Annotated in this window: 14 protein-coding genes, 1 tRNA gene and 1 other RNA gene; 10 read left to right on the top strand and 6 right to left on the bottom strand. The window is 64.0% G+C overall.

Annotated features, from left to right (window positions below; translation table 11 throughout):
- The first annotated feature begins 8 nt into the window (after nt 1-8).
- The 3 genes from G6N81_RS01960 (at nt 9) to ppgK (ending at nt 2,254) form a co-directional block, all read left to right on the top strand.
- The gene (locus tag G6N81_RS01960; protein ID WP_165132369.1) at nt 9-800 is read left to right on the top strand and encodes a glycerophosphodiester phosphodiesterase family protein; all 792 of its coding nucleotides are present in this window, start codon (nt 9-11) and stop codon (nt 798-800) included.
- Nucleotides 801-994: 194 nt separating this feature from the next.
- A complete protein-coding gene (locus G6N81_RS01955) occupies nt 995-1,387 on the top strand; it encodes an RNA polymerase-binding protein RbpA (RefSeq protein WP_165132366.1) in 393 nt (130 codons plus the stop codon).
- Between the two features lie 105 nt (nt 1,388-1,492).
- A complete protein-coding gene (ppgK, locus tag G6N81_RS01950) occupies nt 1,493-2,254 on the top strand; it encodes a polyphosphate--glucose phosphotransferase (protein ID WP_165132363.1) in 762 nt (253 codons plus the stop codon).
- 53 nt (nt 2,255-2,307) lie between these two features.
- On the opposite strand, the gene rnpB is transcribed toward ppgK, so the two are convergent.
- From rnpB to G6N81_RS01930, 4 genes are all read right to left on the bottom strand, one after another.
- An RNA gene (gene rnpB / locus G6N81_RS01945) (RNase P RNA component class A) lies at nt 2,308-2,668 on the bottom strand.
- 35 nt (nt 2,669-2,703) lie between these two features.
- The gene (locus tag G6N81_RS01940) at nt 2,704-3,183 is read right to left on the bottom strand and encodes a reverse transcriptase-like protein (RefSeq protein WP_206527954.1); all 480 of its coding nucleotides are present in this window, start codon (nt 3,181-3,183) and stop codon (nt 2,704-2,706) included.
- A complete protein-coding gene (locus G6N81_RS01935; protein WP_165132357.1) occupies nt 3,180-3,911 on the bottom strand; it encodes a zinc ribbon domain-containing protein in 732 nt (243 codons plus the stop codon). The genes G6N81_RS01940 and G6N81_RS01935 overlap by 4 nt, the downstream gene beginning before the upstream one ends.
- 1 nt (nt 3,912) lies before the next feature.
- Nucleotides 3,913-3,985: transfer RNA gene (locus tag G6N81_RS01930), tRNA-Val, on the bottom strand.
- Between the two features lie 199 nt (nt 3,986-4,184).
- Between G6N81_RS01930 and aceE the strand changes: the two genes are divergently transcribed.
- The 6 genes from aceE (at nt 4,185) to G6N81_RS01900 (ending at nt 11,951) form a co-directional block, all read left to right on the top strand.
- On the top strand, nt 4,185-6,914 hold the full coding sequence (gene aceE, locus G6N81_RS01925) for a pyruvate dehydrogenase (acetyl-transferring), homodimeric type (protein ID WP_165132354.1): 2,730 nt from the start codon (nt 4,185-4,187) through the stop codon (nt 6,912-6,914).
- Between the two features lie 97 nt (nt 6,915-7,011).
- Nucleotides 7,012-8,241, top strand: a complete 1,230-nt coding sequence (locus tag G6N81_RS01920) for a PucR family transcriptional regulator (RefSeq protein ID WP_165132351.1) — start codon at nt 7,012-7,014, stop codon at nt 8,239-8,241.
- 94 nt (nt 8,242-8,335) lie between these two features.
- Nucleotides 8,336-9,274: an ACP S-malonyltransferase gene (locus G6N81_RS01915; RefSeq protein WP_165132348.1), complete on the top strand. Its 939-nt coding sequence runs from the start codon at nt 8,336-8,338 to the stop codon at nt 9,272-9,274.
- Between the two features lie 24 nt (nt 9,275-9,298).
- Entirely contained in the window at nt 9,299-10,300 is a 1,002-nt protein-coding gene (locus G6N81_RS01910) for a beta-ketoacyl-ACP synthase III (protein WP_165132345.1), read from the top strand.
- Nucleotides 10,301-10,381: 81 nt separating this feature from the next.
- On the top strand, nt 10,382-10,630 hold the full coding sequence (locus G6N81_RS01905) for an acyl carrier protein (RefSeq protein WP_165132342.1): 249 nt from the start codon (nt 10,382-10,384) through the stop codon (nt 10,628-10,630).
- Between the two features lie 79 nt (nt 10,631-10,709).
- Nucleotides 10,710-11,951 carry a beta-ketoacyl-[acyl-carrier-protein] synthase family protein gene (locus tag G6N81_RS01900; protein ID WP_165132339.1) on the top strand — a complete coding sequence of 414 codons (1,242 nt, stop codon included), beginning with the start codon at nt 10,710-10,712 and terminating at the stop codon, nt 11,949-11,951.
- Between the two features lie 169 nt (nt 11,952-12,120).
- Here G6N81_RS01900 and G6N81_RS01895 read toward each other — a convergent pair whose 3' ends face one another.
- Nucleotides 12,121-12,624, bottom strand: coding sequence for a DUF3145 domain-containing protein (locus tag G6N81_RS01895; RefSeq protein WP_165132336.1), 504 nt, complete (start codon nt 12,622-12,624; stop codon nt 12,121-12,123).
- 139 nt (nt 12,625-12,763) lie between these two features.
- Nucleotides 12,764-13,330 (bottom strand): peptide deformylase, encoded by a 567-nt coding sequence (gene def, locus G6N81_RS01890; RefSeq protein WP_165132333.1) that lies wholly within the window; start codon nt 13,328-13,330, stop codon nt 12,764-12,766.
- An 83-nt stretch (nt 13,331-13,413) separates the two neighbouring features.
- Between def and G6N81_RS01885 the strand changes: the two genes are divergently transcribed.
- Nucleotides 13,414-14,478: a DMT family transporter gene (locus G6N81_RS01885; RefSeq protein WP_378731077.1), complete on the top strand. Its 1,065-nt coding sequence runs from the start codon at nt 13,414-13,416 to the stop codon at nt 14,476-14,478.
- Nucleotides 14,479-14,488: the final 10 nt, after the last annotated feature.

Genomic DNA, 14,488 nt, shown 5'->3' with positions numbered 1-14,488 from the left:
TTCGGCCCATGGCGAACCCCGATCGCACTGTTCATCCGTTCCTGCGCGGGTTGGAATCGCCGAGGATACTTGCGCACCGAGGCCTCGTGACCGACGAGATGCGAGCGGACGGCATTCTCGAGAATTCCGTCGCAGCCATTGCCGCGGCGGAAGCCGTCGGAGCGGACATCATCGAGTCCGACTGTCACAGGACATCCGACGGGCAGATTGTCCTGTTCCACGACGATCGCCTCGAGCGCATTCTCGGCGATCCTCGACGAATCTCCGACGTCACGACGCACGAACTCGAAGAGATGATGGCGACCCGCGGTGGCCTCGCCAGGCTCGCCGACGCACTCGCCGGCTTTCCGGGAGTCCGATTCAATATCGACGTCAAGGCTGATGCCGCCGCACACGAAGCGGGACGCATCGCCGGACAATTCGCCGAGCGCGTGCTGCTGACCAGCTTCAGCGATCGTCGACGGCAAGCAGCGATGCGAGCAGCGCGCGCGATCGGCGGCGCCCCGGCGACGTCGGCGGGCACATCAACCGTTGCGCAGGCGTACGCCGCATCCCGTCTGCGGTGGCGTCGAGCAACCGCCCGCGCCCTTCGGGGCATCGACGCGCTACAGGTGCCCGAGCGTCACGGGCGCGTTCGAATCGTCACACCGGCTTTCGTGGATGCGGCACACGCGTGCGGGGCCGAGGTGCATGTATGGACGGTGAATGAGCTGGCCGATATGGACAGGCTCGCCGCGATTGGTGTTGATGGCATCGTGACCGACCGCGCTGACCTCGCCCTCCAGCACTTCGGCAGATGATCATCGCCAACGAGAGGTGTTGACCAGCGCCCCGTGTAGCGCTACGTTCGCGGTGAAAAGCGTCTTCTCCACCCGGCGGCAGAGCAGTTAATGGCGACTGAGGATCTGCTGGGAAACCCGTCGTTCACCCATTCATTCGGATGCTCCGCACAGACCCGAGCGTTAGACCAGACATCCGACGAGAGGACACGAACATGGCAGATCGCAGCCTCCGCGGCATCCGTCTCGGCGCCCAAAGCCTTCAGAGCGAAGAGGGCGTCGTGTTCATGGAGCGCCAGGAGCACACCTATGTCTGCGGCAAATGCGGCCGTGAAACACAGCTCATGTTCGCGGCCGATGCTGAGGCTCCCGCAGTGTGGGAATGCCGCACATGCGGCGCTGAGGCGATCCTCCAGACCCCACAGGGCTCTGCAGAGGTCGACCGATCGAACGAGAAGGCAGCACGTACCCACTGGGACATGCTGCTGGAGCGCCGTTCCATTCCTGAGCTTGAGGAGCTCCTCGCAGAGCGACTCGAGTTCATCCGCCAGCGCCGCGGCGAGGGCAATGACCCGACGAAGGACGACCGCAAGCGCAAGCGCGCCTGACGTCGTCTTCGCAACGGGGCCGGGTATTCCCTACACGGAATACCCGGCCCCGTTGTATGTAAGCGCGTACACGGCCGGGCCCCGTGATGCCGTAGGCTGAACTTCATGACGCAGGCACCCGAGCGCGCAATCGGCATTGATATCGGTGGAACTGGCATGAAAGCCGGAATTGTGGACCTCGTCACGGGAAATCTCGTGAGTGAGCGTGTTCGCATTCCTACCCCGGTTGGCGCGACACCCCCAGACGTTCTCGACACGGCGAAGCAGCTCGTCGAGCTCCTCGGCGACGACGCGGGAACGCTGCCGGTTGGTGTGTGCTTCCCGACGATCGTCAAGAACGGCGTGACGCTGTCGGCGGCGAACGTGTCGGATGCGTGGATCAACCTCGAGGCCGACAAGCTCTTCAGCGACGCGCTCGGCCGCGAAATTCACTTCGTCAACGACGCAGACGCCGCGGGGCTTGCTGAGCTCGAGTACGGAGCCGCCAAGGACCAGCAGGGCCTGACGATCATGACGACGCTGGGAACAGGCATCGGTTCGGCGTTCCTCTTCGACGGCAAGCTTGTGCCTAACTCGGAGCTCGGTCACCTCATCTGGAAGGGTGACAGCATCGAGAAGTGGGCGTCGGCATCGGCCCGGGAGCGCGCTGACATTTCGTGGTCCAAGTGGGCCGCACGCCTGCAGAAGGTGTACGCACACATCGAGTTCCTCTTCTCCCCCGACCTCATCATCGTCGGCGGTGGCGTGTCCAAGAACCCCGAGAAATTCCTCCCCATGATCGAAACGCGCGCGCCCATCGTGGTCGCTCATCACCAGAACAACGCGGGCATCATCGGAGCAGCCTCGCTAGTTCGTTCCGCACACTGATCACACGGAGAAGGACCCCCACCGTTTCGGTGGGGGTCCTTCTCCGTTGTGTGTGAACGGGTCGGCCTGTACGCCGGGTTCTGTTCAGGAGGGGCGAGCCTCCGTCGACGATCATCTCTCTCGGCGACACGTTGCCGCGCCGCTCTAGCAACCTACCCGGGAACTCGGCGGGCCGCGTCAACATTCCCTGTTGGTCTTGCTCCTGGTGAGGTTTACCCAGCGAGCCGTGTCACCACAGCCCCTGGTGGTCTCTTACACCACCGTTTCACCCTTACCGGCCGGAGCCGGCGGTCTACTTTCTGTTGCACTTTCTCGCGGATCACTCCGGGTGGGCGTTACCCACCACCATGCCCTGCGGAGCCCGGACGTTCCTCGGCGCGATGTTTCACACGACGCGATCGTCCAGCCGACCCGTTCACCTCTTCAGCCTACGGCGTGCAAGCTGGTAGTCAGAACAGCGTGTCGTCCGAGATCGCCTCTGGGGTGTGTGCAACCGGCGCTCCGCGGTCGCGGCGAAAGCTCTCACGAGAGTCCATCGACTCATTCGCCATCGCGTCTGCGCGCGCGTTCTCTGCCCGCGGGATCCACTCGTATGTGACGGGGGTGGACGCAACGAGGTCCTTTGCCTTGGCGGCCAAGGCCTTCATATCGGCGTGCTTGATCTTCCAGCGGCCCGTCATCTGCTCCACGACCAACTTCGAGTCCATACGCACGTGAATGCGCGTGGCGCCGAGCTCGAGCGCCGCGCGCATTCCGGCGATCATGCCCGTGTACTCCGCGACGTTGTTCGTTGCGATGCCGACGTACGCCCCGATTTCCGAGACAACGCCACCCGAACGAGGGTCGATGACAACAGCGCCACCTGCTGCGACGCCGGGATTCCCGCGCGAGCCGCCGTCCGCCTCGACGACGAGCTGCGTGTCGCTCACAGCCCCGATTCCTCGGTGCGGATGATGATGCAGCCGCAGTCTTCGCAATGCGCGACATCGGACAGGGGCGTCGCCTGCAAAGCGGACAGTCCCGTCGGGGACAACGCGATGTGGCATCCGCCACACGTTCCGTGCTGGAACAGCCCCGCACCGACCTGACGAGCGGCGATCCGCGTGTACTCGGCCAGCAGATCGTCGGGAATGCGCTCTGCGACAGCTGCGCGATCGCGTGTGAGGGCCGTGATCTCTTCTGACGCCTTCTGGATGGCGTCTTTTGCCTCAATGCTCAGCTGCTGCCCCTCGGCCGTGACGGCGTCAAGAATCGCCTGCTGCTCGGCAACCGCGGCCTCTGCCGTTTCCAGCTGCTCCATGAGGTCGAGCTGCTGTGTCTCCAGAGCGTCGATGCGCACGGCGAGTGAGGCGATCTCGCTTTCCAACGCCTGCGCGTCGCGAGCGATGGCCGTGCGGCCAAGACGATCGCGATCGCGGTCCGTGCGCTTACGAGCGACGTCAATATCGCTCTCCACGCGCGCCAGCGACAGCTTCAGGTCGTCCCGTGCGTTGCTGCGCGAGACAAGATCACGGCCGAGCTCATTGCGACGAGCGATCAGTTCCTTCACCCGCGCGGCCTGCGGTGGATTGCGACGAGCCGCCTCGGCGCGTTCGATGCGGGCGTCAAGGTCGACAATGTCGAGGAGCAGGCGCTGGTCGGAAGGAGCGGCTTTCACGTGGGTCCCGCCGGGATCGAACCGACGACCTACTGGGTGTAAACCAGTTGCTCTACCAGCTGAGCTAGAGACCCGTGTTCGTTTAGTCTACGCATGACTGCGCGTAGAGTTCCGGGCTGATGTCCAGCCGACGGCAATAATCAGCGCCGCACCGTGGACAGTCGGTAGTGTGGGTCCATACGCGTGCGGCGATCCCGATCACAAACGGGGCAACAGCGCGCGCCACGAACCATTCTTTGGGCATGATCTGCCCGCACGACGAAAGGTCACCTGGTGGCAGTTCACGATCAGGATCCGTACTCGCAGGGTGCGCAGGACAGCGACCCCGAAGAGACCGCCGAATGGCAGGAGTCGCTCGACCAGCTCGTTGATGCCAAGGGCTCGCAGCGCGGTCGCGAGGTGATGCTTAGCCTTCTCTCGCGCTCGAAGGAGCGTCGACTCGGTGTTCCCATGGTTCCCACAACGGACTATGTCAACACCATCTCGGCGGAGGATGAGCCCGCGTTCCCCGGAGACGAGGAGCTCGAGCGCCGTTACCGCCACTGGATCCGCTGGAATGCGGCTGTCACGGTGCACCGTGCTCAGCGTCCCGGCGTTGGCGTCGGTGGTCATATTTCGACGTACGCGTCGGCAGCGTCGCTTTACGAGGTCGGTCACAACCACTTCTTCCGCGGCCTTGACCACAAGGTCGGTGGCGACCAGATCTTCTACCAGGGACATGCCTCCCCCGGTATGTACGCTCGCGCATTCCTCGAAGGTCGCATCACGGAGCAGCAGCTCGACGGGTTCCGCCAGGAGAAGTCGGCGTCGCCAAATGGCATCCCGTCCTACCCGCACCCGCGCATGCTGCCGGAGTTTTGGCAGTTCCCGACCGTGTCGATGGGTCTCGGCCCGATCAACGCGATCTACCAGGCGATGTCGAATCGTTATCTTGAAGCGCGCGGCATTAAGCCGGTCGGCGACTCGCACGTCTGGGCGTTCCTCGGCGACGGTGAAATGGACGAGGTCGAGTCGCGGGGTCAGCTGCAGGTCGCAGCAAACGAAGGCCTCGACAACCTCACGTTCGTGATCAACTGCAACCTGCAGCGTCTCGACGGTCCGGTTCGCGGCAACGGCAAGATCATCCAGGAGCTCGAGAGCTACTTCCGCGGTGCGGGCTGGAACGTCATCAAGCTCATCTGGGGCCGTGGCTGGGACGACCTTCTCGCCCGCGACACCGATGGCGCGCTGCTCAACCTCATGAACACCACGCCCGACGGCGACTTCCAGACCTACAAGACGGAAGATGGCGCCTACGTTCGCGAGAACTTCTTCGGTCGGGATCCCCGCGCGCTAAAGCTCGTTGAGAACTACTCAGACGATGAGATCTGGGGCCTGCAGCGCGGTGGTCACGACTACCGCAAGGTGTACGCGTCGTTCAAGGCGGCGATGGAGCACAAAGGCCAGCCGACGGTCATTCTCGCGCACACCATCAAGGGTTACGGCCTCGGTCCGCACTTCGAGGGCCGCAACGCGACCCACCAGATGAAGAAGATGTCGCTCGAGGACCTCAAGATGTTCCGCGACACAATGCACATTCCGATCACGGACAAGCAGCTGGAAGAAGACCCGTACCGTCCGCCGTACTTCCACCCGGGCGAAAAGGACGAGACGATCCAGTACATGCTGGAGCGTCGCCGTGATCTCGGTGGTTTCCTCCCTGAGCGCCGTGTCACGAACGTGCCGATGGAGCTCCCGAAGGACAAGGACTACGCGCTCCCCAAGAAGGGCTCGGGCAGCCAGGAGATCGCCACGACAATGGCGTTCGTTCGACTGCTCAAGGACCTGATGCGCGTCAAGGGCTTCGGCAACCGCATCGTGCCGATCATCCCCGACGAGGCGCGCACCTTCGGCATGGACTCGTACTTCCCGTCCGCCAAGATCTACAACCCCAACGGTCAGAACTACACCTCGGTTGACCGCGACCTGCTGCTCGCCTACAAGGAGAGCCCGCAGGGACAGATCCTGCACGTCGGTATCAATGAGGCGGGCGCTGTTGCAGCGTTCACCGCAACGTCCACGTCATACTCGACGCACGGCGAAACGCTCATCCCTGTCTACATCTTCTACTCGATGTTCGGGTACCAGCGCACGGGCGACGCTTTCTGGGCCGCCGGCGACCAGATGGGTAAGGGCTTCATCATCGGCGCCACCGCCGGGCGAACCACCCTGACGGGTGAGGGAACCCAGCACATGGACGGCCACTCGCCGCTCCTGGCCTCGACGAACCCCGCGACGATCATCTACGACCCCGCATTCGGGTACGAGATTTCGCACATCGTTCAGTCGGGTATTGAGCGGATGTACGGCGGCAACCACCCCGACCCCGACGTCATGTACTACCTGACGATCTACAACGAGCCAATGCGTCAGCCGGCCGAGCCGGAGAATGTCGATGTCGAGGGCATCGTCAAGGGCCTTCACCGCGTTTCCGAAGGCTCGGGCGACGGGCACCGCGTGCAGCTGCTCGCTTCCGGTGTCGGCGTGCCGTGGGCGATGGAGGCACAGGAGCTGCTCAAGGAAGACTGGGGCGTTGTCGCCGATGTCTGGTCGGTCACCAGCTGGAACGAACTGCGTCAGGACGGCCTCGCGGCCGACGAGCACAACTTCCTGAACCCCACCGAAGAGCCGCGCACGGCGTACATCACCGAGAAGCTGAAGCACGCCGAAGGCCAGCCCTTCGTCGCGACTAGCGACTACATGCACGCCGTCCAGGACCAGATTCGCAACTGGATCCCCGGTCCCTACGGCACGCTTGGCGCCGATGGCTTCGGCTTCAGCGACACGCGCGCGGCAGCACGTCGTTTCTTCAAGGTCGATGGCCCCTCGATGGTCGTCAAGGCGCTGCAGATGCTCGCTGACCAGGGCAAGGTCGAGCGCAGTCTCGTCGCCCAGGCCATCGAGAAGTACCGTCTGCACGACGTCAACGCCGGTACGTCCGGAAACGCGGGCGGCGACGCCTGAGACACCCTCACGCGCGGGGCTCCCTTCCGGGGCCCCGCGCGTTCTCTGATGCCAAGCTGCCCCTCGCACATCAGATCGCGTGGCACGAAGGACAACGATGACCGACAGCACCGCAGCTCCCCTGGACAAACAGACCACTCTCGCGTGGTTGCGTCGAATCTCGGGTGATATTTCGACGGCAACGCTTCGCCGTCTCGAAGACTCTCTCCCCTGGTACTCCGAGATGCCGCCCGCACGGCGCTCGGCAGTCGGGCTTGTCGCTCAAACGGGGATCACCTCGTTTATCGAGTGGTACGAAAACCCCAACGAGACCCCGACGATCGCCGCCGACATCTTCGCGGCCGCCCCGCGCGAACTGCTGCGCAGCATTAGCCTGCAGCAAACGCTTCAGCTTGTGCGCGTCAGTGTGGAAGTGACCGAGGAAAAGGTTGCCGATCGGGGGGAACACCTGCGCGAAGCGATTCTTCTGTACTCGCGCGAAGTCGCCTTCACGGCAGCGGATGTGTACGCACGCGCAGCAGAGTCTCGCGGCCTGTGGGATGCACGGCTCGAAGCACTCGTTGTCGACACGATCCTCACGGGCGAAGCAGACGACGAGCTCCCCAGCCGAATCGCCGCCCTCGGATGGCACGGTCATGGCGAGGTCAGCGTTTTGGTCGGAACAACGCCATCGAGCTTCGACGTCGATCTGGTCAGGCGACGCGCTCGTAAGCTCGGCGTCGACGTGCTGATTGGTGTTCAGGGTTCTCGTCTGGTTTTGGTGCTCGGCCGCGCCGAGGTTCCGGGACAAGAGCCAACGCCGAGCAGCGAATGCATGCCCTTCATCGAGATCGCCACCGAGCTGGAAAACTACTTCGGGCCCGGTCATCTCGTCCTGGGGCCCACGATGACGGCCCTTGTCGACGCGAGCAGGAGCGCACGAGCAGCCCTCGCAGGGTTCGCGGTCGCGGCATCCTGGCGGCACGCGCCGCGACCCGTCGAGGCAGACGATCTGCTGCCTGAGCGCGCCCTTGCCGGCGATGTTCTGGCGAAGCAGACGCTGATCGAGCGGATCTATCGCCCCCTCGAAGGCCACTCCACCGACCTCGTGACAACGCTGTGGAGCTACCTCGACAACGGGCGGTCACTCGAGGCAACGGCGCGAGAACTTTTCGTCCACCCGAACACCGTGCGCTACCGCTTGAAGCGCGTCAGCGATGTCATCGGCTGGGATGCCACCGGTCCGCGAGAGGCGCATATTCTGCAGACCGCACTGATTCTCGGGTCGATCGGTTCCTCCGATGTCGTGCGCAAACGATCATCGGCGCGCCGATCTGAGCGCCGGTGACCACCAAAACTTGGTCAGATCAAACAAGGGATTTTCTGATTGTTGTGAGAGTGGTGCCAGCTTCCCCGGGCTGTGCGCGGGAAGAATGGAAAACGTGATCATTGCTGCCTTCCCCGGCCAGGGCTCCCAGAAACCCGGCTTCCTCACGTCGTGGCTCGAACTCGACGGCGCTCCTGAACTGCTCAGCGCATACTCCGACGCGGCCGGCGTAGACCTCGTCGCCGCAGGAACCGAGTGGGACGCTGACGCCATTCGCGACACGAAGGTGGCTCAGCCGCTGATCGTCGCCGCGAGCCTGTTGGCCTGGCAGCAGCTGACGTCCGAGGAGCGCGCTTCCTTCGCGGGAGTCGCTGGCCACTCCGTTGGTGAAATCGCCGCGCTCGTCGCTGCCGGTGTGATCACGGACATCGACGGGATGCGCCTCGTCGGCGCACGTGGCCGCGCAATGGCCGATGCCGCGGCCCTGAAAGAAACCGGCATGTGCGCGATCGTTGGTGGCAAAGAAGAGCAGGTCAGCGAGGCCATCTCTGCCGCTGGCCTCGAACCGGCCAACTTCAACGGCGGCGGTCAGATCGTCGCAGCCGGCGAGAAGGACGCTCTTCAGACTCTGATCGATAACGCGCCGCGTGGCGCTCGCGTTATTCCGTTGCAGGTGGCGGGAGCCTTCCACACCAGCTACATGGCTCCGGCTACCGACGCACTCCAGGCGGCCGTTGACGACATCGGCGACGTCACGGACCCTGCTCTGCCCCTGTGGACCAACAGCGACGGCACACAGGTGACCTCGGGTGCCCGCGCCCTCGAGCTCATCGTCCACCAGGTCCGCCACCCGGTGCGCTGGGACCTCTGCATGGCCTCGTTCCAGGACTCCGGCATCACGGGGCTCGTCGAGTTCACCCCCGCCGGTGCACTGGTGGGCCTGGCCAAGCGTGGTCTGCGCGGAACGCCCGCCGTCGCCCTCACCTCCCCCACCGACCTGGCCGCAGCCCGCGACCTTCTCCGCGGGCTCCACTCCGCGACGACGACCCCGTAACGCCTCCGGCAGCAGGAAGAAGACATGACCGCCGTCCTCACACAAGCACCAACGCACGCCCACACGCGCATTCTCGCGATGGGCGCCGCGCGCGGCGAAAACGCCGTCCCCAACGACGACATCGTTGGACCCATCAACTCGAGCGACGAGTGGATCCGCCAGCGCACGGGCATGGTCACACGTCGTCGCGCTAACGCGGAGACCTCGGCCGCTGATTTGGCCATCGCCGCGGCGAAGGAAGCCGTGTCAAAGGCGGGAATCGATCCGTCAGAGATTGGCGTCGTCCTCTGCGCGACGATCAGCAACATGCAGCAATCGCCGTCGATCGCCGCGGTCGTCGCAGACGCCATTGGCGCCACACCAGCAGCAGCGTACGACCTCAACGCCGCGTGCGCCGGATACTGCTACGCCGTTGCTCAGGCTGACGCACTCATCCGCGCGGGGGCAGCCAAGTACTCCGTCGTGATCGGCGCCGAGAAGCTCAGCGACCTGATCGACCCCACCGATCGTTCCATCTCGTTCCTCCTGGCCGACGGTGCCGGCGCCGCCGTGATCGGCCCCAGCGACACCCCCGGCATCTCGGCAACCCAGTGGGGATCCGACGGATCGAAGGCCGGCCTTGTGGGCATGAACGCAACGCTGACGCAGTTCCGCGATGGCGAAACCGCGTGGCCAACACTCCGCCAGGAAGGCCCCAGCGTCTTCCGCTGGGCGGTTTTCGACATGGTCAAGGTGGCGAAGAAGGCGCTTGAGGGCGCCGGCATCACAGCAGATGATCTCGCAGCATTCGTCCCTCACCAGGCGAACGGCCGTATCATCGACGAGTTCACGAAGCAGCTCGCCCTCCCTGACCACGTGAAGGTGGGCCGTGATGTCGAGACAACCGGCAACACGTCCGCCGGTTCAATTCCGCTCGCCGTTCACCGCCTTCTTGACGAGAATCCCGAGCTCTCCGGGGGGCTGCTTTTGCAGATCGGCTTCGGTGCGGGACTCGTCTATGCCGCGCAGGTCGTCCGCCTGCCGTGATTTGATCCGGACGCCGCCTAGACTGAGAGGCGGTTTCCGACCTTCTCTATCCCGAAACAGTTACAACCAAGGAGCAATCCCATGGCATTCACCAACGAAGAGGTCCTCGCTGGCCTGGCCGAGCTCATCACCGACGAGACCGGAATCGACGCGAGCGAGGTCGCACTCGAGAAGTCGTTCACGGACGACCTCGACATCGACTCGATCTCCATGATGACGATCGTCGTCAACGCGGAGGAGAAGTTCGGCGTCACCATTCCGGACGACGAGGTCAAGAACCTCAAGGCCGTGAAGGACGCTGTCGACTACATCTCGTCGAACCAGGAGTAAATCGCGCGGGCGCCGCACGGAGAGCCTTCGTGCGGCGCCCACCGATCTCTCACACCATCTCGGAGCAAGGAAACCACGCATGACCAAGCGCATTGTCGTGACCGGAATCGGTGCGACCTCAGCTCTCGGCGGCACGGCGCCGGACAACTGGAAGAACCTCCTGGACGGCGTCTCCGGAGCTCGCAGCCTCGAATACGACTGGGTCGAGAAGTACAACCTCCCCGTCACCTTTGCCGCTGAGGCGAGTGTGCGCCCCTCGGAGGTCCTCCCCCGTCACGAAGCCAAGCGCCTCGATCCCTCCACGCAGTTCGCGCTGATCGCCGCGCGTGAAGCATGGGCAGACGCCGGGGAGCCCGATGTCGCTCCTGAACGCCTCGGCGTAGACTTCGCTACCGGTATCGGCGGTGTTTGGACCCTTCTGGATGCCTGGGACGCGCTCCGCGAAAAGGGCCCTCGGCGCGTGATGCCGCTCACCGTCCCGATGCTCATGCCCAACGCCGCGGCAGGAAATCTGTCCCTGCAGTTCGGCGCCCGCGCTTTCGCCAGCACCGCAGTGAGCGCCTGTGCGTCCAGCACGGAGTCCATCTTGAACGCCTATGAGCACCTGCAGCAGGGGCTCGCAGACGTCGTCATCGCCGGCGGCGCAGAATCGGCGATCCACCCGATCACAATCGCCTCGTTCGCATCGGCTCAGGCCCTGTCGCGTCGCAACGACGACCCGGAACACGCATCGCGCCCCGGCAGCATCGATCGCGATGGTTTCGTCATGGGTGAGGGCGCCGCTGTGCTTGTGCTCGAAACGGAAGAGCACGCGAAAGCGCGTGGAGCGCACATCTACGCGTACCTCGTTGGCGGTGGCGTGACGGCTGATTCCTACCACATTACGGGCAACGATCCCGAGGGTGCGGGAGCAGCGCGCGCCGTTGAACGGGCGCTCGCCGTTGCTGGAGCTTCGCCTGATGACGTCACGCACATCAACGCACACGCGACGTCTACCCCCGTTGGCGACCCGAACGAGTACGTGGCGTTGAAGAAGGTCTTCGACGACCGCATCGACGAAATCCCGGTCTCCGCGACAAAGGCATCGACGGGCCACCTCCTGGGCGGTACAGGAGCGATCGAGGCCGTGTACACGATCCTCGCGCTGCGCGACCGTGTCGCTCCCCCGACGATCAACCTCACGGAGCAGGATCCCGAGGTGCCGTTCAAGCTCTCGGGCGAGCCTCAGCCGCTGGGCGACGGCCCGCAGCTCGCGATCAGCAACTCGTTCGGCTTCGGCGGACACAACGCTGTCATCGCCTTCGCGTCCTACGACGACTGAGCACCCCGCCCAGCGCGCAGTGCGCGTGTCCTTTTTCATGATTTCTGGCACAGTTCGGCCCCGGACCGGGGCAGAATTGTGCCAGAAATCATGAATTGGCGGGGCGTGGGCAGTATTCAGCGGGCTCCCCGAGTACTCTCTGAGAGCCCGCTGGGCCTATGGAGCCGCGCTATCCAACGCGGCTGAGCCAGGAAATTCGATGGGGTGCGTGGTCCCCCGCTGTGCGGAATACCTCAAGCTCGTCGTCCCACGCCGTTCCGAGCGCAACATCCAGCTCGCGTCGCATCTCTCCGGGATCTGCGTGGCGCATCGCATCCCGCACGCGTTCCTCAGACACCACGATACTCCCGGCGGCATCAATTTGTGCGTGATGGATCCCCAACTCGGGTGTGTGCATCCAACGCCCGCCGAGGCTCTCCGGCGTTGGGTTCTCGGTCACCTCGAACCGCAGGTGCTCCCAGCCACGGATGGCCGAGGCGATCGCGGCACCGTCACCCGCAAGTCCGCTCCACGCAAACTCAGCGCGCCGTGCTCCAGCCAGAGCCGGCTGGTCTTGCCAGGAGAAGTTTACGGCGCGACGAATCGAGCGCCCGACCGCCCACTCCAAGTGGGGGCACAGCGCTTTCGGGGCCGAGTGGATGAATACCACTCCGCGCGCCAGCGATGTCGCCATGATCTCTCCGTTTCGTCAGGTGCGGCTTCCCCTCCGTACCTGCCCCCGAGAAATCTGGCGTCTACTTTTTCAGTTCTTCAGCCATTGTTACCCACGCGTCCCGCGATAACAACACCGTCATCGCGGGACGTTCGCCCGTTCAGGCCTCGAGGTCGTCTGTGCCGGGAAGCCAACTTGCCCCCGGCTTACCCCATCCGCGCTTCTTCGAGATCTTTTGAGCCGTCTTCCAGTCTCCATCCGAGACGCGATCGATGTAGATCGTGCCGTCGAGGTGATCAAACTCATGCTGCATGATCCGCGCGCGCCAGCCATCGACATCGATCAAAACGGGCTCGCCCTCGAGGTTCATTCCGGTGACGCGGACGCGGTCGGAACGCCGCAAGGGGAATGATTCACCGGGAAAAGAGAGGCACCCTTCGGATTCGAAATCCTCATCCGGATCCCCCGGTTCGAGGGGAGTCATCCAGAGCTCGGGGTTGATGATCTCTCCCCGCCAGGGGTTTCCCTCATCGTCTTCGTATGTGTACGTGAAGATACGCAGACCGACGCCGACCTGGGGAGCGGCGAGCCCGACGCCTGGAGCGGCGTCCATCGTGTCGTACATGTTGGCGACGAGTTCGCGAACGTCGTCTGTGATTTCTTCGACGGGTTCTGCGGGCGCATGGAGGACGGGATCGCCCCAGATGCGTATCGGGAGAATAGCCATGAGTTCAGGGTATCGAGCCCGTCCGCAATCGTTCTGGAAACCCCTACTGAAAAACCCCATGTCCTGCCAGTAGTGTCGATCGCGTGTCGTCAGAATTCGCATCTCTGCAGACGTTTCCTGCGCTCGTCGCGGAGGTCGTCTCAGATATCGACGTGGGGTTTCTCGATAACCCTGGCCTCTTGCTCGGTATTCCCCTCGCCATCGCCGGAGCGGTGTTTCTGTCCCTCGGAACGCAGTTTCAGAGTCAGGGCGTGCGCAAGGTTGAGCGCCTCTCGGGGGCATCCGGACGAAAGGGACTCAGCGCGGCTCACCTCGGGATGATGCTGCGGCGCCCGTCGTGGATTTTGGGAACGCTGTTGCTGGGGTCGGCGATCGTGTGTCAACTCTCGGCGCTCGCGATCGCTCCGCTGATCGTCGTGCAGCCTATCGGAGCCGTCTCCCTCGTTATCACGACCTTGTTGAACGCTCAGATGTCGGGTCATATGCCCACACGAGCATCCCTCTCGGCAATCGCGCTGAGCCTGGGCGGGATCTTCCTGTTCGTGTTCTTCGCGGCGCTCTTCGCGGTTGAGAAGCCGGTCGGGGACGAGCAATTGCTCACGCTGCTCGCGATCCTCCTGATCGTGATGATCGTCGTTGGCGCGACCTGGCTGTTCCTGCGAAATCGGGCGGGCGCTTTGTTCTACATCGTTGCCGCCGGTGTGCTTTACGGATTCGTCGCCACGATCGCAAAGGTCATCATCAAACGCGTCCAGCAGGGAGACATCGGCCTGATCACGATCGCCTGTGCCGTTGCGCTCGTTGCCGCCGCAGCTGCTGGCGCCTATTTCGTGCAAACGGCATATTCGGCAGGCCCTCCCGACCTCGTTATCGCCGGACTCACCGTGATCGATCCAATCGTTGCCGTCATTATCGGAGCGACCCTGTTGAATGAAGCAGCGCGTGCTCCCGCGTGGACGTTGGTGATCTGGGTGGTCGCGGGTACGGCGGCGACCATCGGCGTATTCCTGCTGGCCAAGAACCATCCGCAGATCGTTCACGAGAGCCAGGAGCTCCCCTTTTCTCGCGGGAGCAGGCGCCCGGGAGACGGAACGACGCAGCCCCCGTCGCCCGATGGCGATTCAGGCGATTCTCTGTCCGGACGATAAGCTGGATAGG

This window comes from Microbacterium amylolyticum (genome assembly GCF_011046975.1).
Lineage (GTDB): Bacteria > Actinomycetota > Actinomycetes > Actinomycetales > Microbacteriaceae > Microbacterium > Microbacterium amylolyticum.
This window is presented reverse-complemented; position numbering and strand designations above follow the sequence as displayed.

Excerpts from the sequence above, each read along its gene's own strand:
- G6N81_RS01960 (WP_165132369.1), top strand. The coding sequence starts at position 9 with ATGGCGAACCCCGATCGCACTGTTCATCCGTTCCTGCGCGGGTTGGAA.
- G6N81_RS01955 (WP_165132366.1), top strand. The coding sequence starts at position 995 with ATGGCAGATCGCAGCCTCCGCGGCATCCGTCTCGGCGCCCAAAGCCTT.
- ppgK (WP_165132363.1), top strand. The coding sequence starts at position 1,493 with ATGACGCAGGCACCCGAGCGCGCAATCGGCATTGATATCGGTGGAACT.
- G6N81_RS01920 (WP_165132351.1), top strand. The coding sequence starts at position 7,012 with ATGACCGACAGCACCGCAGCTCCCCTGGACAAACAGACCACTCTCGCG.
- G6N81_RS01910 (WP_165132345.1), top strand. The coding sequence starts at position 9,299 with ATGACCGCCGTCCTCACACAAGCACCAACGCACGCCCACACGCGCATT.
- G6N81_RS01905 (WP_165132342.1), top strand. The coding sequence starts at position 10,382 with ATGGCATTCACCAACGAAGAGGTCCTCGCTGGCCTGGCCGAGCTCATC.
- G6N81_RS01900 (WP_165132339.1), top strand. The coding sequence starts at position 10,710 with ATGACCAAGCGCATTGTCGTGACCGGAATCGGTGCGACCTCAGCTCTC.
- G6N81_RS01895 (WP_165132336.1), bottom strand. The coding sequence starts at position 12,624 with ATGGCGACATCGCTGGCGCGCGGAGTGGTATTCATCCACTCGGCCCCG.
- def (WP_165132333.1), bottom strand. The coding sequence starts at position 13,330 with ATGGCTATTCTCCCGATACGCATCTGGGGCGATCCCGTCCTCCATGCG.